The organism is Anaerococcus octavius (assembly GCF_900445265.1).
In the GTDB taxonomy this organism is placed as follows: Bacteria; Bacillota; Clostridia; order Tissierellales; family Peptoniphilaceae; genus Anaerococcus; species Anaerococcus octavius.
In genome coordinates, this window is the sequence record NZ_UFTA01000002.1 from 1,421,710 (window position 1) to 1,444,179 (window position 22,470).

A 22,470-nucleotide genomic window follows, 5' to 3' on the forward strand; every position below is an offset into this window, starting at 1 on the left:
AGCATTGATACCTTTTTATTAATTAAGGAAAATAATATGAAATTAATAGCAGTAGATGTAGACGGGACACTTTTAAACAGTAATAATGAAATTTCTGAAAAAACCAAAGATGCTCTAATAAGGGCTGGAGAAGCAGGTCATAAAGTAGTTATAGTTTCTGGCAGGCCTACCGCAGCTGTAATTCACATAGCCAAAGAATTAGAATTTGAAAAATACGGCGGACTCCTTTCAAATTATAATGGAGGATCAATTACAAATTTTGCAACAGGAGAAGTAATTTCAAACCACACTTTGGATTTAAACTTAGCCAAGGAAATATTAGCAAAAACTAAAGACTTGCCTCTAGAAATAATAATTCCAAAAGAAGATTACATTATATCTGATAGGCAAAATAAATTTTTAGATTATGAAAGAGACCTACTTAAAGTAGATACAGAAGCTGTAGAAGGTTTGCGCGAAAATATAGACTTTAGTCCCAATAAAATAATCTTTGCAAGTGATCCAGAAATCTTAGAAGAATACTTGCCATTTTTAAGTGATACATATGGGGCAACTACCGCCCAAGTTAGAAGCCAAAGAATATATTACGAAATCATGCCCCAAGGTCTTTCAAAGGGTGAGAGCTTATTAGAAATTTCAAATTATTATGGTATTGACCAAAAGGATATAATTGCCTTTGGAGATGAATTAAATGATGAAACCATGATAGAAGTAGCAGGCACTGGGGTTGCTATGGGCAATGCAGTAGAAAAGATAAAAGAAATAGCAGACTATATTACCCTATCAAATGATGAAGATGGTATAGCAGATTATTTGGAGAAATTTATCTTAGAATAAGTCTTTAGGAGAGGCTTATGAAAATAATTAAAATATTAATTGCTATCATTATAATTTCAGCAATTATAATAACAACTAGCCACATAGCAAAACTAAATACTTGGCTAAATGCAAAATTAGGCAATATGGATTATAGACCCGATATAAAAGAAAATGCCAAGGAACATCATGGACAAAAACATTTTGAAGATAGAAAAAAAGTCCTAGATATAGTAAATCACTATGCATATATAATGGATGATGTATTTATAAATAGTTTTGATAAAACAAAACTAGCTGGATCATACCTTCTAGGCAATAATCCTAATATGCGGGTCATATTAATCCATGGTTACACAGCTAGTAATAAAACTATGTTTACAATAGCAGATAAATATTACAAACATGGTTTTTCAGTACTAGCACCCGACCTTAGAGGCCACGGAAATAGTGCAGGTATTTTTACAACTTATGGTATAAAAGAAAAAGAAGATTTAAAATCATGGATAAAATGGATAAAAACTCTACATCCTCAAGCAAAAATAATTCTCCACGGAGAATCCCTAGGTGCTGCCAGCGCAATGTTTTTAGCAGGTGAAAATCCTAAAGATATCATAGCTTGCATAGAAGACTGTGGCTATACAAGTTATTATGATGTATATGTCAATCAATTTCCCAAAAAACTAAGTTTTTTAACTAAAATAATAGCTGTTCTAGCAAACCTCTTCATAAAGCCAATAATCGGTGCAGATTTATTCAAATCCAATATAGATTCTATGAAAAAGACAAAAATACCAGTCTTCTTTATAAATGGAGGGAAAGATGAAATAGTCCCTTTACAAATGTGCAAGTCTTTATACAAATCCCACCAAGCCAAAAAAGAAATCTACATAGCACAAGGAGCAGGACACGCTGAAAGCAAACTTTATGATTCGGATATTTATTATAAGAAAATATTTGGATTCTTAGATGAGCTAATGTTATAATTACTAAGAAATTTAATATAATTATAGATAGTTACATAATAGATTTTCTATTACTTGAATTTTTTTGAAAGGTAGATATGAAAAAAGCAATAATTGCACAATCTGGTGGTCCTACCAGTGTTATAAATTCATCACTTGCTGGTGCCATATCCTCATTTATAGAAAATGATTTCGATAATATTTTTCTTTCTATAAATGGTATTGAAGGAATAATTAATAGAAATATAAAAGAAGTTGATAAAAAAAGATTTGTAAGTAACAACATTGATAAGAAATTAATGGCTAGGCCATCCTCTATTTTGGGTTCATGCCGTTTCAAACTCCCAGAATCTTTTAATGATGAAATTTACGAAAAAATATTTGATAATTTAAAAAAATTAGACATTTCAAGCTTAATCTATATCGGTGGCAATGACTCCATGGATACAGTAATGAAATTAAATTCCTATATGAAAAACAAGTCTATAAAAAATATCAATATTATAGGCTGTCCTAAAACTATTGACAATGATCTTTGTGAAATGGATCATTCACCAGGATTTGGATCCGCTGCAAAATATATAAATACCACCATACAATCCCTTAGAGCTGATGTAGATATTTATAATCTTAAATCTGTAACATTTGTTGAAATAATGGGCAGAAATGCAGGTTGGCTAGCAGCTTCATCCTTGGTATCAAATTATAAAAAAGATAAAAAATTTGTAAATCTCTTATACTTGCCAGAAGAAAAGAAATCATTAGATGAAATCATTTATGAAATAAAAAAAGAATTAGAAAGTGAAAATAATCTAATAGTTGCAGTAGCAGAAGGATTTATGGATACAGAAGATAAACTAAATAAAGATATGTTCTCTAATACTGATGATGGATTTAATCATAAAATTGTAGCAGGAGTCGCTTCAAGGCTAGCTGATATAGTTAGAAATAAATTAAATATAAAATCAAGAGCTGTTGAACTAAATATAGTCCAAAGGAGCAATATTTTGATAAGTAAAACTGATTCGAAAGAGGCTTATGAACTAGGATCTTTAGCAGCAAAACTTTCTATTGAAAGCACAAATCTCATTCCTATTTTAAATAGGCAAAAAGGAGAAGATTACGATATTTCTTATCAAGCAGTAAATCCCGAAAAAATAGCTAATAAAGAAAAGAAAATCCCACAAGCTTGGATAAAGGATGAAAAAAACCTAGAAAAAGAAATAATAGCATACACCTTACCATTAATAAATGGTGAAGTTAAACAAGAATATGAAAATGGATTACCAGTTTTTGTTAATCTTAAAGACTTTATTATGGAAAAAGATCTCTAAACAGAGGTCTTTTTCTTATTATTCTTAGTATCCAAGTTTAGAACAATTGAACCTAAGATAACTAAAATCAAACCAATCAATAAGTCAATAGTAAAGTCTTCATGTAAACCCCAAACTGAAAGCAAGGATCCAAATATAGGTACAAATAATTTGTATACTCCCATTTCATTGGCAGAATGATATCTTAAAACCGTATTCCAAATTATATAGCTTGTAGCAGAAATAAAAGCACCATAAATTATTAAAATAATTGCAAGAGGAGTTACAGTTAAACTAATTTTTTTTGTAAATAAACCAGTTACTATAAGGATAATAGATCCAATAATAAATTGACTCGCAGTAGTAAACATTTCATTTTGACTTGCTCCATACTTTCTAACAAAAACTGAAGATAAAGCATTAAATGTAGTAGCTATTAAAATAAATCCTTCTCCTATAAATTTAAATTCACTACTCATATTGGTAAAACCACCATTTACAACTATTATTCCCAAAGTACCTAATATAATAGCAATTATAGTTTGTAAATTTATCTTCTCATTAGGAAGCATAATAATAGAGATAATAACTACTAAAAAAGAATTCGTAGCTTGTATTATAGATGATTTTACACCACTAGTATTGCTCATCCCTACATAATAAAATATATACTGGATAGATGTTTGAATCAATGATAGTATTATAATGTATTTTATATTTATATTTTTTTTATCTAATTTTTCTTCATTAAAAGATCTAAAATAAATAAAAGCTAAAACTCCTGCCAGAAAAAACCTAAAGCCTGCGATCAGTATTTGTGCACCCGTATTCGATGCTGCAACTCCCATTTCTTTATAAGTAGTTTTTATAACTGGCATAGCTGAGCCCCACAAAAACATTGCAAAAAGTGTTGCAATGATTGCAGTTTTTTTATCTTTTAATTTTTCTAGCATAAAACCTCCTTAAAATAATAATACAGAAATGATTAAGTAAACCGCTCCACTGGCTAGCATTATTTTTATAGGATCGGTTTTAAGTTTAAACATGACAAAAAGAGATATCGCAAAAATAGTTACCATAAGATAGTCTAAATTTGCAAGACTAATAGCATTTGTATCAAAAAAGGCAGTCCTTAATATTTGTACTCCAGCTATTAAAATCATAGATACAATAGCCGGTCTTAGGAAATATAGGACATTGGTCATGGCATCTAAGTTTTTATATTTTTTGTAAAAATAAGAAATAGTTCCAACAATTATAGCAGATGGCAAAACGCAACCGAGAGTTGCTGCAAGGGCTCCAGGAAATCCTGCCAGGCGATTACCAACAAAGGTAGCTGAGTTTATAGCAATAGGTCCAGGTGTCATTTGAGATATGGTAATCAAATCATTAAACTCACTTAAGGATAACCAATTATTTAAATCTACAACTTCTTCTTGAATTATAGGCAAGGCTGCATACCCCCCACCAAAAGAAAATAATCCGATTTTTAGAAAACTTAAAAATAATTTAATTAGCATGACTACCTCTTTTTAAAAAAGTGTATATTACACCGATTATAATAAGTCCCATAATAATGTAAACTACATTTACATCAAAGAAAAATCCTAAAATAAAGCTTAAAACCATGATTATAGGAACTTCAGGGGATTTTATCTTTAGTAAATCCTTAGCCATATCTATAACAACTTTAATTATTAAGGCTCCAACTCCAGCCTGCATACCTTTTAAAAACAAAGCTATATAAGTATTAGAAATAAAAGCCTGGTAGGCCATGGAAATTAAGCTGATAATTAAAAGTGGTGGGATAATTGTCCCAAGAATTGCTACAAACATACCAGGAAATCCTAGAGTTTCAAAACCAACTACAACTGCTGCATTTACAGCAACTGCACCTGGAGCTGATTGAGCAATAGCTGTCATATCTAACATTTCATCTTTATTTATCCAGCCCAATTTTTCAACAAAAGTTTCTTTCATTAATGACAAAATAACATAGCCTCCACCAAAGGTAAAAGCTGATAAATACAAGGTAGACTTAAAAAGCTGCCACAATTTATTTTTTCGATCCATAAATCCTTCTTTACTAATATCTCTCAAAGTATTATCTAGTCTTAAATCATCATACTATTTAAGATAAATAAAGAAAACAAAAAGCACGCATAAAGCGTGCACAGACTGATGACAAAGTAGAAAACTCCAAAAATAAGCGATTCATACGAAAGAAATTGCCATAAATTCAAATTGAAGAAATCTGATGAAAATCGCACTGTTTGAGCGTTAGCGAGTTTGCGATTTTAAGATTTCAAGATTATGAATTTATCAATTTCTGTAGTCCGATGAGCGTTTTTGGAGTTTGTCTACACTCTCAGCACGCATAAAGCGTGCATATAGGTTATTGATTATTCGATTGTTTCAGCACCAAGTTTTGCTAGAGTTTCGTCAACCCATGGTCTCTCATATGTGCCTTCGTTTTTCATTGTTTCAATGATTTTTGTTTCTTTTTCATTAATAGCTCTTGCTTTTTCTGCAAGCTCTTCTGCTTCTTCTGGTTTAATTACTACAATACCATCTTTGTCTCCAGCAATGATGTCTCCAGGTCTTACAACTTGACCCCCAAATGAGATTGTTGTACCGATTTCACCAGGACCATTTTTGTATGGACCATTTGGCACTACACCATTTGAGTATACTGACATATCATCATAAGAAGCTATATCATCGATATCTCTTATTGGACCATCTGTGATGATTCCAGCAATACCTCTTTGTCTGCAGTAGCTAGCCATTAGTTCTCCAAAGATTGCACGGTCCTTGCTTCCCATAGAGTCTATTACTATAACATCTCCTGGTTTAGCTAAATCTAGAGCTTTGTGGAAGTATAGGTTGTCTCCTTGAGCTACCTTTACTGTAAATGCAGGTCCTAATAACTGAACATCGTTTACAGGTCTGATGTTTTGGTCTACAGCTGACATTCTACCTAGAGCATCGTCTATATTTGCTACTGGTAAGTCTCTAAATAGTTCTACTAATTTTTCGTCTGGTCTGTCAAATTTTAAGTTAATTACGCTACCTGTTCTCATTTAATCATCCTTATACCACTACGTGGTGGTTATCTTCGCCGTTTTTCTTTCTTACAATTTCATCAATAGCTCCAGTACCCATTCTTATCAAAGAATCTACTGTATTTGCACCATTGTGTGATGTAGCTATAAAATTGTAACATGTTAATAATGGATTATCTTTTTTGACTGGCTCTACTTCAAATGCATCCATAGCTGCCCCAAAAATTCTGCCAGCCTTTAGAGCATCGTATAAGTCAACCTCATTTACAATCTTACCCCTAGTAGCATTGATTATAATCGCATTTTTCTTCATAAGATCAATCTGCTCTTTGGCTATCATATTCTCAGTAGCATCTGTAAGTGGTACTGAAATATTGATAATATCAGATTCATTTAATAAATCTTCTGGATTTTCTACTTTAGTAAGACCATGCTCAGCACATTGGCTATCGTAGATATATGGGTCATATACCAATACTTTCATACCAAATCCATTGATGAAGGTATCGGCTGCTATACTTCCGATATTTCCAAGACCGATGGTACCTAGAGTCTTACCAGATAGTTCAAATTCTGTAATCTGGTGTAGCAATCCTATTTACACCCTCAAGAACCATCTTGTGGCTATATACAATCTTTCTTGACACTGCTAGACTAAGGCCAATGATTAGTTCTGCAACTGAATTTGAGTTTGCAGTTGGAGTATTAGTCACACTAATGCCTTTATTTTACATAATCAAGGTCGATGCTATAAACACCAACCCCGTGTTTAGCAATGATTTTTAGATTTGGCATCTTATCAATAGCTTCTTTATCAAGTTTATAAACTCTGATAATACAAGCTTCAAAAGACTCTAGGTCCTCATCGCTAAACTCATCCCACTTAATAATCTCATCAGGCTTGTCGTAGGCATATTCTAAGGCTTCATCTGGTATAGGGTCAATTCATCTTTCCCTCCTAGGATAGTATTTGAATTGCCATTGGGATTGGTGCTATACCATTATCAACTATAACTGAGTCCATGTTTGCTACAGCGTTTGTGTAGAACCAATTGCTATCCCACACATACCAGCACTCATTACAGCTGCTTCATAGTTTTTACCAAGGACTTTGAATGTTACAAAGTAATTGATAAGTGCTACAAATATAGTTTGAACTAATAGTAATACTAGTAATGGTAGAGCAAGATCTAATAATAACCAAATTTAATTTAATTAACATAAAAACTCCTCATAAAAATTGAATCGTACAAAAAAAACGATTTCTTACTCATATTTTATCAAATCGCTTATATACAGTAAAATAGATCGAATAAATATTAAATATCAATAATTTTGATATTTAAGCTAAATGAGGCTACAATACTTATATTAAAGGAAATATTATGCAAGAATCACGGATTGAAACATTTTTTCTAATAGCAGAAACTAGAAATATAACCGATGCCTCAGCCAAACTATGCTTATCCCAATCTTACAATCAGCACTCGACTAAGACAACTAGAATATTATTTGGGCTATAAGGTTTTCGTTAAGCTAAAAGGACAAAATAAAATAGAACTAACAGAAAGCGTAGAGGTTTTTCTCCCCCTAGCCAAAGAATATAAAAAATAACTGATGCTATGAAATAAGGAGAATCAAAGTCTAATAAAAGAAAATCACTTTGGCTGCAACCAATAGCATCATGCAATCTATCCATAGCCTACCTACAAAAACAAGATTCAAATGTCCTATTTGAAAGCAGGAATAGACACTCAGTAGAAATATTTGATGATATCTATGAAGATAAGATTGATATAGGTATATCCTTAAAAAAATTCAAATACACAGGAATTGAAACTATTAAGCTGTTAAGCATTCCATTTTACATATTCAAATTATATGATGAAAATAAAAAAGAAGATAATCCGTTTAGCTAATTAAAAATAGAAGACTACATAAGTATACCTCGGGGATACAATGTGGATAGCTTTATAGAAAAGAAATTTTCAACCAATAAAATTTACCATATGGACACCGACTCAGTACTCACAACCTTCCTAACCCTAGAGAAAAACCAATGGCTACTAGTACCCCAATCCTTCATAGACCTAATCCCTAAAAACCTAGATCCAGAATATTTCAGAGAAGATAATTTCCCTGATTATAAAATTTATTTGGTATATAAGACTGAAAAATATGAGACTAATGAGTGGTTTAGGGGAGTAGTTGATGATATGGTAGAGTTTTATGGGTAAAGTAAACCCCACAATCTTAAAAATTGTGGGGTTATCGCGTATTTATGATTTTTATAATTTCATCTACCCAAAGAATGCATTTAGAATAACTATTGTTATAAATCCAACAGCCCATGCTATTGTTGTAATTACAGTGTAACCCTTAAGTTGCTCTTTAGCATCACTCAATCCTAATGATCTGTTTACTACCCAAAACATTGAATCATTAAAGTATGAGAAGAATAGTGAACCTACACAAGCTGAAAGAGTTGCAAATACTGGGTTTACTCCAAGAGATAATACTATTGGTGCTGATATAGAAGCGCTTGTTAGCATAGCTACAGTCCCAGATCCTTGAATAAATCTAATAATTGTAGAAATTATAAACGGAAGTAATAGTGGATTTATATTCATACTTGCAATGGATTCTGCTATTTGGTTTCCAACACCAGAATCAGTTAATACCCTTCCTAGTGCACCCCCACCTCCGGTTACTAAAATAATAATACCTGCAGACTGGATACCTACTTCTAGTTCTTTAATTACATCCTCACGAGGTAAACCCTTTGTAAGTGTTATAATAGCAATTACTAAACCAAGACCTACGGCTACTATTGGAGTGCCTAGGAATGATAGAACAGCATATATACCAGTAATTTCAAGCCCTCTAGTTTTTGACAGAGCTCCTATTATAGTATTTATCAGTATTAATATTATAGGAACAATAATAGGCATAAAAGCTTTGGAAGCAGTTGGCATAGCTTCTGTCTCGTCAAATTCATATTCTTGGATTGAGCTATCTGCTTGATCTGTAGGTCTAATCCAGCTTCCATCTTCATCAGAGATTTGATATAGTTTTTTTCCGTACCATCTTGCATAAGCTAGCATGGCTATTACCATAGGAATTGCAACTATTATTCCCCATAAGATAAGTGATCCTACATTGGCATCGAATATACCAGCCGCTCCTACTGGTCCTGGTGTAGGTGGAACAACAGTATGAGTAATTACAAGTCCTCCACCTAAAGCCAATCCTAAAGTAATTACAGATTTTTTAGTAGTTGCGGATAAAGCTTTTGCTATTGGAAATAAAACTACGAATCCCGAATCACAAAAGATAGGGATTGATACCAAAAATCCAGTGATTGCCATTGCAATATCTTCTTTCCCCTTACCAAAAATTTTGATAAAAGTACTTGCCATGCGTTTTGCTGCATTTGAAATTTCAAATATCTGCCCCATCATAACGCCAAAACCAATGATGATACCTATGGATCCTAAAGTTCCTCCAAACCCTCCTGTCACGGAGTTTAGTACTTCATCATAAGGCATTCCACCAGCTATTCCAATGAATAATGCTGTTATAATGAGAGCTAAGAAGGTATGGATTTTAGTTTTCATTATTAGGATGATTAAAATTATCAACCCCAATATTAACGAAATAATTATTCTTGAATCTCCCATGCTATCTCCTAGTTATTTCTAAAGTTTGGTCCATAAACTGCGGCTAATTTAACCGCTTCTACCATACTTACTTCTGAAGCAATATTTTGACCAGCTACATCATAAGCTGTACCATGGTCCACTGATGTTCTCAAGAATGGCATTGAGTTAGTTAGAGATATAGTTTTCATAAAGTTGTATGTCTTTGTCGCAATATGACCTTGATCGTGATATAAAGATAAAACAGCTCCGTATTTACCTTGTAGACCTTGAGCAAAAACAGAATCTGCTCCTATTGGTCCTACTACATCAAAACCTCTTTTTTGTGCCTCTTCTATTGCAGGTGTAACCTCTTCAACCTCTTCCATACCAAATAAACCATGTTCTCCTGAATGAGGATTAAGACCGGCTACTGCAAGAGTTCCTTCCAATCCTAGTCTCTTCATTGCTTCAGTACATCTTTCAATATAGTCCAGGATTCTATCGTACTTAACTTGATCAATAGCATCTCTTAAAGATAAGTGGCGAGATAAGAAGAACACTCTAAGACCCTCTACTTCAAACATTGTAAGTGGATCGTGAACACCAGATATATCTTCAAACATTTCAGTGTGCCCTATATATGGCACATCTGCGGCTCTTAAAGACTCTTTATTTATTGGAGATGTAGCTACGGATTCAACTTTGCCTTCCATAGCTAGCTCACCAGCTTTTTTAATATATTGATAAGAAGCCTCTCCACATTTAGCATTTACTTCACCAAATGCATAGTCTTCTGTTATAAGACCTAAATCTATCAAATCGATAGTCCCATATTCGTATATACCGTCTTCAACATTTTCTATGACATTTATTTTTAAGTCAAGTCCTGTTACTTCTAAGGCTTTTTCCAATACAAACTTATCACCTACAAGAACCAGTTTGGCATCATCATATAATTCTTTCTTATCAAATGTTTTTGCAACGATTTCTGGACCTATTCCTGCTGGATCACCTAATGTAATTGCTATAGTACTTTTTTGCATTTTATTCTCCTTCATTTAAAATTCTTTGTATACACTCAGCCATGACAATATCATTACCAACCATTCCACCTTTACTTACTAGTTTCAAGTCTGGTTTTAATCCATTTATGACCCTACCATAAGCAACCAATGGCTGTATTTCTTCTCTTATTTCTATTCCATCACTTAATAACTCTTCAATAACCGCTACTGTAACATCACCTCCTGATGAAAATATTCCTGAAATGGATGATTCTTTTATCACTACTTCTTTTGCAATTTTTGCTAATCCTCTAGATATCATTAAGGATAAGTCGTCTATACTTATATTAAACTGGTCAGAGATTTCTTTTAAATTCAGTCTATCCTCTATGCTTTCCGGGGTTGTTGTTATAATTATGAGGTCATATTTATCTAGATTCTTACAAGATTCATTAACACTATTTTCAATTTCAACAATCGCTTGATCTATATTAATAAGCTTAAGAGGATCAACGTCTACTTGATAATAATCAAATCTCTTTTTAAGTTCTGCCATTTGTTTCATGGTGACATTTGTTACTGATCCAATCACCGCTATCGCCTTAGTGCTAATACTTTGACTTTTGTATAATAACTTTGTAAGCTCTTTAGTAAAGGGACCTGGATCAACACTCATAAAATCGATTCCACTATCCAGACTGGCTTTAGCAATTAGTGATATTTGATCATTTGTTATTGAATCAAATATTAACAAATCTTTATCTTTGTTTTCGATTATTATATCTCTAATATGGTCTATACCTTTTTCTATTTCTTCTATAGAGATATGAACTACTTCCCCTTCATAATCTTTTTTAAAGTTCTCAGTCACCTTATTACTAATTGCTGATATTTTAGAATCTTTCCCAGCGTCAGTATTCATCAGTGGAATACCATCTACATACATAAAATCATTTATGACTATTCTCTTTGAATCTGGAAAAGATGGTACACAAACTGCTAGCTTTTTATTATCAAGTGCATCCTGATAGGCTTTTAGCTCAGATCCTAAATTACCCCTTAGGGTCGAGTCTATTCTCTTTGAGTATAGTTCAATCGAGTCATTTTTATATTTATTTACTTTGTCAAAAACCCTTTTGTATGCATGGTCTTTACTCATAGCTCTTGAGTCAGTAGTAAATGCTACTGCATCCATTTTTTGAGGAAGATTATCAAGTTTTGACGCTGTAATACTAGCAGCCCTTAAACCAATTGTTTTCATCAAGGCACAATTTGCATTTGCACCAGTCAAGTCATCTGCAATTATTAAAACACTTGTCATTATTCCCTCCTTTACAATGTTTTTATATTATTCAACTTTATATAATTATTCAATTCATCATTGGATGAATCCGTAATTATATAGTCAAAATTATCCGTTTTATTAAAAGAATATAAGCCCTTTTTATGAAACTTTGAGCTATCACATAGTAGGATTGATTTTTGTGAGTTGAGTATCATTCGATTTTTGATTTTTGCTTTATTTTCCGTTGTGGAATATACAAAATCTTGATCAAAAGCATCCGTTCCTATGAAACTTAAATCAGCGTGGATTTTTTCTAAATTATCATATCCCTCTATCGACATAGAAGTTTTTGTCTTAGTGTCTATATATCCGCCTAACAAATAAGTGTTAATATCCTTGGATTTAGATAATCTATAAGCTATTTCTAAATCATAAGTTATTATATTCAAATCTTTATACTTATTTAAATATGGAAGTATAGCTTGAATTGTGGTACCCGCATCTAGGAAAATATTTAGTCCATCATCTATTAGTTGGCTAGCTTTATTAGCTATAAAATCTTTTTGTTCAATATTTTTTTCAGACTTTTCTTCTATACCTAGCTCTATTACATGATTTAGAGGAGCTACAGCACCTCCATAAGTTCTTTTCAGCAAATTCTGACCTTCAAGAAAATTTAAATCTTTACGTATCGTTACTTCAGATACCCTTAGTTCTTTAGATAGATTTGATACGCTAACTCTATCGTTGTTTTGAATTTTATTTAAGATATAAGCATGACGCTCATCAGTAAACATTTTGTTTAATTACGTTTCCTTTCGTTTTATTCTGTTTTCATTATAGCACAAGTTTTCAACAGTGCAAATGTTTTCTTTTGTTAATTTTTAAACTTTTGTTTTAAATGTATACTCTATTTTTATAACTTTTTGACGGTAATCAAACTAATGATAAGTCTTGATTACTTATAAAATAACAAATAAAAAACACCTCCAGCCAATAAATAGCATGGAGGTGTTTTCCATAAATCTTATTTATAAAATTTGTTATTAATTGTTTCTACAATAGTTTCAGCAGTAAAGCCAAATTCTTCTGTAACTTCATTACCTTTTCCAGATAAACCAAATGTATCGATACCGATATTTAATCCATCTGTACCAGTCCATTCTGCCCATCCAAAGGTAGATGCCATTTCAATTGAAACTCTGTTTTTAACTTCTTTTGGTAAAATTTCTTCTTTATAGGCTTCATCTTGTTCTCTAAATAATTCCATAGAAGGCATTGAAACTACTCGTATATTTTTATCCTTTAATAATGCTTTTGTTTCAAGTGCAAGTTCTACTTCAGAACCTGTTGCAATTAAGATTAAATCAGGAGTTTTCTCACAATCACTAATTATGTAAGCACCCTTATTAATATCTGTAATGTTTTCAGTTTCTTCTAAGTTTCCTACATTTTGACGAGTAAGAGCCATCACTACTGGTTTTTCTTGAGATTCTAGAGCGTATTTCCAAGCAAGTCTTGTTTCATTTGCATCAGCTGGTCTTATCATAATGCAATCTGGAATTGATCTAATCATTGCTAATTGTTCTATTGGCTCGTGTGTTGGACCATCTTCACCAACTGCAATAGAATCGTGAGTCATCACATATGTTAATGGCAATTTTGATAGAGCAGAAAGTCTAATTGCTGGTTTTAAATAATCTGTAAATACAAAGAATGTTGAAACGTGATGCCATGTACCGCCATGAGCAATAATACCATTTCCTATGGCAGCCATAGCAAATTCACGAACTCCGTACCAAACATTGCGTCCTTCTGGTGTCTTATCTGTGAATGCTACTGTGTCTTTAATATTTGTTTTATTTGATGAGAATAAGTCGGCAGATCCTCCCCAGAAATTTGGAGTAATTTTTGCTAAATCTTGGATAATTTCACCATTTGATGCACGTGTTGCAAGAGCATTATCTTCACTTGAATATTTTTTAACTTCATCTATAAAGTTTTCTGGTAATTCACGATTGATACCTGCCATTAGATTTTTATAATCTTCTGGATATTTTTCTTGATATTTATCTAATAAATCATCCCATTTTTGATTTTCTTCTTCACCAGTTTTTACAATGCCTTCTTTAAAGGTATCATAAACATCATCTGGGATATTAAAGTCATCTTCAGTCCATTCATAAATTTCTTTTGCTTTTATAAATTCTTCTTTCCCAATTGGTGCACCGTGAACTTTATTTGTACCTTGGTTAGTAGAACCATATCCAATAATAGTTTTTACTTCTATAATAGTTGGACCTTGTATATTACCCTTAGCTTTGCTGATAGCTTCATAAATTTGATCTAAATCTCTACCATCATCAACTCTTAGATAGTTCCAATTTAAAGCTTCTGCACGTTTTTTAATATCTTCAGAAAAAGTAGTATTTGTAGCACCATCTAAGCATATATCATTTGAATCATAAAGCACTATTAGTTTTGAAAGATTTAAATGACCTGCAAGACTCATTGATTCATAAGAAATGCCTTCCATAAGGTCACCATCACCACAAAGTACATATGTGTAGTGATCAATTATTTGTGCATCATCCTTGTTATACATTGCTGCCAAATGTTTTTCAGCCATAGCTATACCAACAGCTTGAGCAAAACCTTGTCCTAAAGGACCAGTAGTTACCTCAACTCCATCAATATGTCCACGTTCTGGGTGACCTGCAGCTTTTGCACCCAATTGCCTAAAATCTTTTAAATCATCAATACCAACATCATATCCTGATAAATGTAGTAAAGAATAAAGCATAGAAGAACCATGACCTGCTGATAATACAAATCTATCACGGTTAAACCAGTTAGCATTATTAGGATTAGCCTTTAAAAATTTATTCCACAAAACATAAGCCATAGGACTGGCACCCATAGGAAGCCCTGGGTGGCCACTATTTGCAGCCTCAATTTGAGCAATAGATAGCGCACGAATAGCACTAATTGCACGTTCATCATTTTTATTAAACATAATCTCTCCTTTTAAATTAAAAACAAAATTTCAAAAAAATCTCTTGATTATATTATAACATCAAGAGATTTTTAATATCAATTAAATTTATTAAGCAAAATAGAAAGTTTCTTTGACTCTTATTTACTATTTATTTCTAGATTCAAAAGCATCCCAGTCTTTTACAAATGCTTCAATACCAGCAGTTGTAAGTGGGTGTGTCCATAATTTTTCAAATAAAGAACCAGGAATAGTTGCAATGTGAGCACCAGCTAAGGCTGCTTTTTCAAGGTGATTAATATGTCTTATACTTGCAGCAATAATTTCTGATTCATAGCCATAAATATCTATTACATCACGAAGTTCAGCAATTAATCGTGCACCATCTTCACCCATATCATCAACTCTACCCATAAATGGAGAAATAAAAGTAGCTCCAGCTTTCATAGCCATAATTCCTTGAGAAACAGAGAAAATCAATGTACAATTTGTCTTAATTCCTTCTTTACTTAAAGTATGGATAGCTTTTAAACCATCTTCAGTCATAGGAATTTTAACAACAACATTATTAGCCCATTTAGAAAGATCACGAGCTTGCTCAACCATCCCCTCATAATCATAAGAAGTAACCTCAGCGGAAACAGGTCCATCAATAAGTTCAGTAATTTCAGAAATAACTTCCTTAAAATCACGTCCCTCTTTGTTAATCAAAGAAGGATTAGTAGTAACCCCATCAACAAGCCCAAGATCATTAATTCTTTTAATTTCGTTAACGTTTGCAGTATCTAAGAAAAATTTCATTATCAAACTCCTTTTGAATGATTCTATTGATATTATACCATTAGAATGTTTAATAAGAAAACGTAAACAATTATTATAATAAATTGACCACCTACTATAATAGATGGTCAATATTTTAAGTTATTTATTAAAATAGTTTGAATTTGCTTCAAATATTAATTTTCCTACGTAGGCACCCCCGTCAATATGTCCTAACGTTTTTTCATTATGATAAGCTGCTCTACCATGTTTGCTAACCATTTCTTTTGTTGCAATAGCACCTTCTGCTGATCCTTCCATTAGTTTTCGAGTAAAAATCTTAAACCCATCTGACTTATATGGTTCTGCTCTCTTTAAAGCTGGCCTTATAGAATCTACGATTGTTTTTTCACCTTCTTTAGAATGTGCCTTATGTTCTATATTTTCTGCTCCTTTAACTAATGCATAGTATAATTCTTCACTATCTATTTCATTTTTTCCTTTTAAGTATTTTGCCATACCCATAATTCCAAATGAAATGATAGTTCCTAACGATGATGGAGCAGATTCATTGAAACTTTTGCTTATACTTAGTAATAACCTTCCTAAATCTTCATTATCCTCATAGGAATTTATAATACCATTAAAACCTTGAGACATAGACACTCCTAAGTCACCATCTCCAAATTTTTGATCTAATTGAACTAAGTAAGATTTATTATCATCTATTAAATCACGTATTATTAATATTATTTCATATATATCTTTTGATTCCATTTATATCACCTATTATAATTTGTATAGAAAGGAGTGGATGCTACTTCAAGAAGTAATTCTTTTAGTTCTGAATCTAATTTAAATATAGTAATAGATAATCCAGACATTTCCATAGATGTAGCAAAATTTCCTATATGAGGTTGGATAATTTTAACTTTCTTTTCATCCAATATATCATAAACTTTATTATAAACTATATATTGTTCATCAAGTGGAGTTGCACCTAAACCATTAATTAAAACACTTACTTCATCATTTTCTGAAAGCTCTATTTCAGTCAATATTTTTTCAACAAGAATTTCTGCTATTTCATCTGCAGAAATCATTTTTCTAACTTCTATCCCAGATTCACCATGTATACCCATGCCTATTTCTATCTCATCTTCGCTAATATTAAATGTTGCTTCGCCAACCTCAGGTACTATAGTAGCGCTTAGAGCTACACCCATAGTTCTTATGTTATCTAATGCTCTATTCGTTATTTCTGCTACTTTTTCTAAGTCATATCCTCTACCAGCTGCAGCTCCTGCTATTTTATAAGCGTAAACTATGCCAGCTACACCTCTACGTGTATCTTTTTTATCTTCACTTGCGCTAGCAATATCATCTTTTACTCTAATCTGGATAGTTTCAATATCATCAAATTCCACCATTTCTGTAGCCATTTCAAAGTTTAAATTATCACCACCATAGTTTCCGTAAAGACATAAAACCCCTTTACCAGAATCACAGTATCTAATTAGCTCTTCCATTTTTGATGAAGATGGTGATGCAAACACATTGCCAACAGCACAACCATCTAACATATTTTCTCCCACATATCCTAAGAAAAGAGGCAAATGACCACTTCCTCCAGCTGTAACAATCCCTACCTTAGGTTCATCTTTAGAATTAGACCTGATTAGCATTCGATAGTCATCATTTAATAGCTTATACTGATCTGAATGAGCTTTAATTATTCCTCTAACAAATTCTTCAGTATAATCTTCTGGTTTATTAATAATTTTCTTCATATTTATCTCCTTTATACTTAATCAATTTTTAATTTTTCAGGATACTTCCAAGCATCAAATTGATCTTGTGTAAATGAATCCGGTTCTTTTCCTTGATTCACAAGCAAAGTATTAAAGTATATTTCTGCTATATCTTCTAAATATAACATATTTAAATATGCTTTTTCTAAATCTTCTCCTATACCTACTGCGCCATGTTTTTCCATTAAAAAAGCATTAGAAATTTTTACAGATTCCGTTACACTTTTTGCTAGTTCAGGAGTTCCAGGTGTTTCGAACGGAGCAACAGGTATTCTTGCCTCTTTTAAACCCATAGATGCTAACTCATAAACTATCGCTGGAATCTCTTTATTTAAAACTGCGAAGGTAGTTGCAAATTTTGAATGTGTGTGTGCGACACCGAAAATATCATCCCTAGTTTTATATATTTGAAGATGCATCATAGTTTCACTTGATGGTCTAGTTCCATTTTTCGCCTCAATAACGTTACCATCTAAATCAACAACTATAATATCATCTGTTCTCAATTTCATTCTATCTATAGCTGCAGGTGTAACACAAACATATCCTGATTCCTTATCTCTTTCACTAAAGTTACCTGATCCTGGTTGACAAAGACCTTTATTTTGAGCATCTCTAGAAATTTTTATAACATTATCTTTTAAATTTTCTAACATTTTAAACCTCCATAGTTACTTTATTTTTAGTGTTTTGAGTCCACTTTCTTACATAATAGATAATACAAGCTATTACAACTATTAATAAAATTATTCCAACTACATCCATTGCAAAAGCTTTACTTATTGCCCATCTAAATATTGGAGCTTCAACACCAAAGTATGTTATATATTGACCAGATGGTATATCAATAGTACCTACAGCTCTTGCCAAATCTGTTACAGCTGGTGCAAATTGACTAGATACTATTAAATATGCTGGTGTAAATAAAATTGATAGTATAAGCATTTTAATAATATCTCCATTAGTAACTATTAACGCAGGAACTACAACTATAACATTTACTATCCCCGCAAGTGGTAAAACTGAACTCCATCCGAACTTTGCAAACAAAAATGCTAATATAATTTCTAATGGTACAAGTATAATTGATACCACCCAAATCTCAGATCTTCCAGCCATAAATGGCCAGTCTAATCCGATATGAATCTCTCTATCTTGATATTTGTTCTTCATATATGTGCTAGCATAATCAGAAATAGGTTGAAGAGCTTGCATAAATAGTTTTGCTACCATTGGAAAAAGTACTAAGGATGCAGCAACTTTAATTCCAATATTAAGAACATCTGAAAGACTATATCCAGCTATTATAGCTAATAGTGAACCCACTATTAATCCCATAACACTGTTTTCTCCAAAAATACCAATTTTATTTCTCAATTTATCTGAGTCAAAAACTTTTCCACCCAATCCAGGTATTTTATCTAATAATATATTAATAGGTTCCATTAAAGCACACTGAATTGTCATATAATGAGTGCAAGTTACACCTGGTATAGAGGTGATTTTTTCTATTTTTTCTTTGTTAGCATCACCAATTTTTAGTTCTAAAACAATTTGAATAGCTGCAGCTATAAATCCAAAAGCTAAACTTCCAGAAATAGCTTGAACCATTGTTGCAGTAAAAATTTTTCCCCATACATTCCACATATCAACATTTAAAGTATCTGTCCATTTAAATCCAATCATTAATAAATTTATAATAATTTGAATTGGGAACATTAATAAAGCATATGGCCAAGCCCATGCGATAGCACTCATTGGTGTCCAACCAACATCAACAGCATTTAATTCAAGTCCTGTTCTAGTCACTAAATCTTGTGCAACAGGGCTTATTGTCCCGAACATAAAATCAAGAATTAGGCTCATTCCTGTAAAAGCAACACCTAAAGTTATACCAGCTAAAATAGCTCTTTTAGCTGGCATTTTAAATATCAAACCAATTATAATCATTATAATCGGTAAAAATATCGCTGCTCCCAATCCTAATATATAATCAATGATATTTTGAAACATAGCGTAGCTCCCTATTCACTTATATATTGTTTTAATTTTTTATATTCTTCATCCATACCCATTCCAGTAAGAAAAGCAATACCATTTATTGTTGGTATATTATCATATTTTTTTTCAGCTGACATTATTGATACATACACGTCAACAGTATCAATAATATTATCTAGAGATTTAATATCTACCGCTTCTACTTTTGCATTTATTCCATCATCTTCTAGCATATTATTTATTTTTGATGCCACAGTTTGGCTTGTTGCTACTCCTGATCCACATGCCACTACTATATTTTTCATAATTATTCCTCCAATAAATCTTCCATAATTTTCTTAATTTCACTTTTATCCTTTGATTCTTTAATTTCTTTTAGCTTATCACTTTGACTAAAAATCCCCATAAGTTTTACTAATAAAGGTACTTGTTTTTCTGGATTATCAACAGCAAGCATAAAAACCAAATCTACAAAAAGTTCTTCGTTTGAATTTTCCATATTATTAAATTTTATAGGATTTTTAAGTGTTGCAATACTTATAGCTGCTTCATTCACGTGTTCTGGATTTGTATGTGGTATCGCAACTTTTATCACACCAGTATTTAGACCTGTAGGATATTTAAATTCTCTTGCTAATATATTTTCATAAAATGTATTTTTAATAACATTATCTTCTAACATCGTATCCGTTAGATACTTTAATAGATCTTCTTTATTATCGTATTCACAATCTATGTGAATATACTTTTCATCAATTAAAATATTATCTTCCACTTTTCACCTCTTAATTGTGATTAATTTTTGCATATTTAAAAATTATTTTTTCTATTTCATCAACTGTATTTGCTTCATTTAACTCATTATTAAAACTATCAACTTGAAATAAATTAACTAATTCAAATAACGCTTTAGTATGATCTTCATTTTCATTTACTGCTAGTACGCAAATATATTTCACAGGATCCATTTCTCCGGCATTATATATTACAGGTTTTCTTAGTTTCAAGAACGAAAATGAAGTCTTTTTTACAACTCCTGTTTTATCAGCATGAGGTAGAGCAAATCCTTTGTTTATTACTACATATGGTCCATTTTTCTGGATGTTACCTATCATTCTTTGAATATATTTTTCATCTATGAAACCTTTACTAACTAATGGTTTTGCAGCGATTTTTATAGATTCTTTCCAATCATATACATCCTCTACTATATTTATAAAATCATAGGTTAAGTAATTATCTATGCCTTTAGACTTGTTCTTTTTCTCATCACTTACTTTATAAATATTAGTATGCTTGTGAGGTTTAATATTAGTAAAACTTATCTTTTTTAAAATTTCATTTGAAATATGCTCATAATCATCAGTAGTTAAAACAGGTGATACTTTCAAATAGTTTATTTGTTCATTATTTAAAATAGTTGTAGAAAGTATTAGATCAATCTGTTTTATATCTAATCTATCTAATTGATGACTTGATGTAACTTCTATCTCTTTAAAAGAAAACATTTCTTCTAACTGTAGCTTTATTAATTCACTTGTTCCTATACCATAATTACAAATAACTAAAATAGACAATTCTTTTGCTTTTTGATATTTAATTCTTTCAATAGAAGCACATACATATATAACTATAAATGTAATTTCAGAGTCACTTATATTTCTTTTAAAATAATCTTCTAATATAAATACAGTTGACTTTACAGCATCATAAACTTTATCGACATAGCTATTGTCATGAAAATAGTTATTTAGATCAATGTTATAATCATTTATTTTATATATAGGCTTATTACTAATTCTATCTAGGTGCATAGATAAACTTTCAAATAATTTATAGTCTAAATATAAAGGTAATTCTAAGCTTTCAGATAGTTTTCCTATTAACTTTCTTGTTAAAAATTGAACACTGAGTTGTACGTTATCATTTAAGTTAATATTCTTAAAACCTAAATAATCTACAAAATGTGATATAAAAACCTTTTCACTTGAACTATAATCAAGATTGAATAACTTTACTAAGTTATCATAAATTTGAAATCCTAATTTGTTAGAACTTTCGTAACCTTTTATATCATATAATGAAAATCCCATTTTTTCTCTAACTATAATAAATTCTAACAAATATCTTAGTTTTGCGAAGGAATTATCATCAAATATAATACTATTGTTATATTCTATATCCCCAATAATATTATCAATAGCCTTAAGGTTATCATCGATATCTGCTTTACTTAAGTTACTTTTAAAATAATTGCTATTAAAATACATGCATATAAGATATATATACTCAGTAACTATAATAGTGTATATACTTCGTATACTTAATTCATTACCACTAATTCTAATTCCATATCCAGCTTTAGCATCTAAATCTACATCATAACTTTTTAACAACCCACCTAATTGATACTGATCTTCTACTATAGTTGATCTAGATACATACATTATCTCCGATATATCAGTATAAGTTATAAAATTGTTAGAAGTAGACAGAATTAAATATTCAACTAATATTCTTTCATCCTTGTTTAAAGTATAATTATTAAAATCTAATTGATTATAAATTCTAAACTTAGACAAGTTATTATTTTCGCCACAATTAACAAGTCCATCAGTAGTAGCTAAATTAAAGTCCCAATATTTCTTAGTGAAATTACTAATAATTTTTAAATCTTCTTGAATAGTTCTTCTTGTAACATTAAACTTTTTTGATAACTCTTTAACATTAATAGCTCTTCTATCTAGAACTATCATAAGTATATCTAATCTACGTTTATTAATTTCTTCACCTCCCCCATCTGTTATCATTAGTA

The 22,470-nt window shown here is 31.3% G+C and carries 26 protein-coding genes; 5 read left to right on the forward strand and 21 right to left on the reverse strand.

What is annotated here, in order from left to right:
• Nucleotides 1-36 precede the first annotated feature (36 nt).
• From DY249_RS06970 to DY249_RS06980, 3 genes are all read left to right on the forward strand, one after another.
• Nucleotides 37-837, forward strand: a complete 801-nt coding sequence (locus DY249_RS06970) for a Cof-type HAD-IIB family hydrolase (RefSeq protein WP_115595641.1) — start codon at nt 37-39, stop codon at nt 835-837.
• 17 nt (nt 838-854) lie between these two features.
• Nucleotides 855-1,802 carry an alpha/beta hydrolase gene (locus DY249_RS06975; RefSeq protein ID WP_115595642.1) on the forward strand — a complete coding sequence of 316 codons (948 nt, stop codon included), beginning with the start codon at nt 855-857 and terminating at the stop codon, nt 1,800-1,802.
• Between the two features lie 77 nt (nt 1,803-1,879).
• Nucleotides 1,880-3,115: a diphosphate--fructose-6-phosphate 1-phosphotransferase gene (locus DY249_RS06980; RefSeq protein ID WP_115595643.1), complete on the forward strand. Its 1,236-nt coding sequence runs from the start codon at nt 1,880-1,882 to the stop codon at nt 3,113-3,115.
• Here the strand turns inward: DY249_RS06980 and DY249_RS06985 are convergent.
• From DY249_RS06985 to DY249_RS09520, 8 genes are all read right to left on the reverse strand, one after another.
• On the reverse strand, nt 3,112-4,047 hold the full coding sequence (locus tag DY249_RS06985; protein WP_115595644.1) for a DMT family transporter: 936 nt from the start codon (nt 4,045-4,047) through the stop codon (nt 3,112-3,114). The two genes, DY249_RS06980 and DY249_RS06985, sit on opposite strands and share 4 nt — an antisense overlap.
• Before the next feature lie 9 nt (nt 4,048-4,056).
• A complete protein-coding gene (locus DY249_RS06990) occupies nt 4,057-4,614 on the reverse strand; it encodes a chromate transporter (protein WP_115595645.1) in 558 nt (185 codons plus the stop codon).
• Complete coding sequence (locus DY249_RS06995; protein ID WP_115595646.1) at nt 4,604-5,167, reverse strand: chromate transporter; 564 nt, start codon at nt 5,165-5,167, stop codon at nt 4,604-4,606. The genes DY249_RS06990 and DY249_RS06995 overlap by 11 nt, the downstream gene beginning before the upstream one ends.
• Nucleotides 5,168-5,496: 329 nt before the next feature.
• Nucleotides 5,497-6,177 carry an RraA family protein gene (locus tag DY249_RS07000; RefSeq protein ID WP_115595647.1) on the reverse strand — a complete coding sequence of 227 codons (681 nt, stop codon included), beginning with the start codon at nt 6,175-6,177 and terminating at the stop codon, nt 5,497-5,499.
• A gap of 10 nt (nt 6,178-6,187) precedes the next feature.
• The gene (locus tag DY249_RS07005) at nt 6,188-6,751 is read right to left on the reverse strand and encodes an NAD(P)-dependent oxidoreductase (protein WP_172540076.1); all 564 of its coding nucleotides are present in this window, start codon (nt 6,749-6,751) and stop codon (nt 6,188-6,190) included.
• On the reverse strand, nt 6,726-6,872 hold the full coding sequence (locus tag DY249_RS09190) for a hypothetical protein (RefSeq protein WP_172540077.1): 147 nt from the start codon (nt 6,870-6,872) through the stop codon (nt 6,726-6,728). The genes DY249_RS07005 and DY249_RS09190 overlap by 26 nt, the downstream gene beginning before the upstream one ends.
• 10 nt (nt 6,873-6,882) lie before the next feature.
• Entirely contained in the window at nt 6,883-7,104 is a 222-nt protein-coding gene (locus tag DY249_RS09515; protein WP_115595982.1) for a Rossmann-fold NAD(P)-binding domain-containing protein, read from the reverse strand.
• 84 nt (nt 7,105-7,188) lie between these two features.
• Entirely contained in the window at nt 7,189-7,365 is a 177-nt protein-coding gene (locus tag DY249_RS09520; protein ID WP_101539813.1) for a sodium/glutamate symporter, read from the reverse strand.
• A gap of 179 nt (nt 7,366-7,544) precedes the next feature.
• Between DY249_RS09520 and DY249_RS09195 the strand changes: the two genes are divergently transcribed.
• Complete coding sequence (locus DY249_RS09195) at nt 7,545-7,682, forward strand: hypothetical protein (protein WP_172540078.1); 138 nt, start codon at nt 7,545-7,547, stop codon at nt 7,680-7,682.
• Between the two features lie 438 nt (nt 7,683-8,120).
• Complete coding sequence (locus tag DY249_RS07020) at nt 8,121-8,396, forward strand: hypothetical protein (RefSeq protein WP_115595649.1); 276 nt, start codon at nt 8,121-8,123, stop codon at nt 8,394-8,396.
• Nucleotides 8,397-8,459: 63 nt separating this feature from the next.
• Here the strand turns inward: DY249_RS07020 and DY249_RS07025 are convergent, their stop codons facing one another.
• The 13 genes from DY249_RS07025 to DY249_RS07085 form a co-directional block, all read right to left on the reverse strand.
• On the reverse strand, nt 8,460-9,839 hold the full coding sequence (locus DY249_RS07025; RefSeq protein WP_115595650.1) for a GntP family permease: 1,380 nt from the start codon (nt 9,837-9,839) through the stop codon (nt 8,460-8,462).
• Between the two features lie 8 nt (nt 9,840-9,847).
• Nucleotides 9,848-10,843: a 4-hydroxythreonine-4-phosphate dehydrogenase PdxA gene (gene pdxA, locus DY249_RS07030; RefSeq protein ID WP_115595651.1), complete on the reverse strand. Its 996-nt coding sequence runs from the start codon at nt 10,841-10,843 to the stop codon at nt 9,848-9,850.
• 1 nt (nt 10,844) lies between these two features.
• Entirely contained in the window at nt 10,845-12,125 is a 1,281-nt protein-coding gene (locus DY249_RS07035) for a four-carbon acid sugar kinase family protein (protein ID WP_101539577.1), read from the reverse strand.
• Nucleotides 12,126-12,136: 11 nt separating this feature from the next.
• Nucleotides 12,137-12,886: a DeoR/GlpR family DNA-binding transcription regulator gene (locus DY249_RS07040; RefSeq protein ID WP_115595652.1), complete on the reverse strand. Its 750-nt coding sequence runs from the start codon at nt 12,884-12,886 to the stop codon at nt 12,137-12,139.
• A 230-nt stretch (nt 12,887-13,116) separates the two neighbouring features.
• A complete protein-coding gene (tkt, locus tag DY249_RS07045; protein ID WP_115595653.1) occupies nt 13,117-15,105 on the reverse strand; it encodes a transketolase in 1,989 nt (662 codons plus the stop codon).
• A gap of 126 nt (nt 15,106-15,231) precedes the next feature.
• On the reverse strand, nt 15,232-15,885 hold the full coding sequence (gene fsa / locus DY249_RS07050; RefSeq protein WP_101539580.1) for a fructose-6-phosphate aldolase: 654 nt from the start codon (nt 15,883-15,885) through the stop codon (nt 15,232-15,234).
• 120 nt (nt 15,886-16,005) lie between these two features.
• Nucleotides 16,006-16,620 carry a dihydroxyacetone kinase subunit L gene (locus DY249_RS07055; RefSeq protein WP_101539581.1) on the reverse strand — a complete coding sequence of 205 codons (615 nt, stop codon included), beginning with the start codon at nt 16,618-16,620 and terminating at the stop codon, nt 16,006-16,008.
• Nucleotides 16,621-16,625: 5 nt separating this feature from the next.
• Entirely contained in the window at nt 16,626-17,633 is a 1,008-nt protein-coding gene (locus DY249_RS07060) for a dihydroxyacetone kinase subunit DhaK (protein ID WP_115595654.1), read from the reverse strand.
• Nucleotides 17,634-17,650: 17 nt separating this feature from the next.
• Complete coding sequence (locus DY249_RS07065; RefSeq protein ID WP_101539583.1) at nt 17,651-18,310, reverse strand: class II aldolase/adducin family protein; 660 nt, start codon at nt 18,308-18,310, stop codon at nt 17,651-17,653.
• Nucleotide 18,311: 1 nt separating this feature from the next.
• Entirely contained in the window at nt 18,312-19,667 is a 1,356-nt protein-coding gene (locus DY249_RS07070; protein WP_115595655.1) for a PTS galactitol transporter subunit IIC, read from the reverse strand.
• An 11-nt stretch (nt 19,668-19,678) separates the two neighbouring features.
• Nucleotides 19,679-19,960: a PTS sugar transporter subunit IIB gene (locus DY249_RS07075; RefSeq protein ID WP_101539585.1), complete on the reverse strand. Its 282-nt coding sequence runs from the start codon at nt 19,958-19,960 to the stop codon at nt 19,679-19,681.
• Nucleotides 19,961-19,962: 2 nt separating this feature from the next.
• Nucleotides 19,963-20,430: a PTS sugar transporter subunit IIA gene (locus tag DY249_RS07080; protein ID WP_101539586.1), complete on the reverse strand. Its 468-nt coding sequence runs from the start codon at nt 20,428-20,430 to the stop codon at nt 19,963-19,965.
• 10 nt (nt 20,431-20,440) lie between these two features.
• On the reverse strand, nt 20,441-22,465 hold the full coding sequence (locus DY249_RS07085) for a BglG family transcription antiterminator (protein ID WP_115595656.1): 2,025 nt from the start codon (nt 22,463-22,465) through the stop codon (nt 20,441-20,443).
• Nucleotides 22,466-22,470 lie beyond the last annotated feature (5 nt).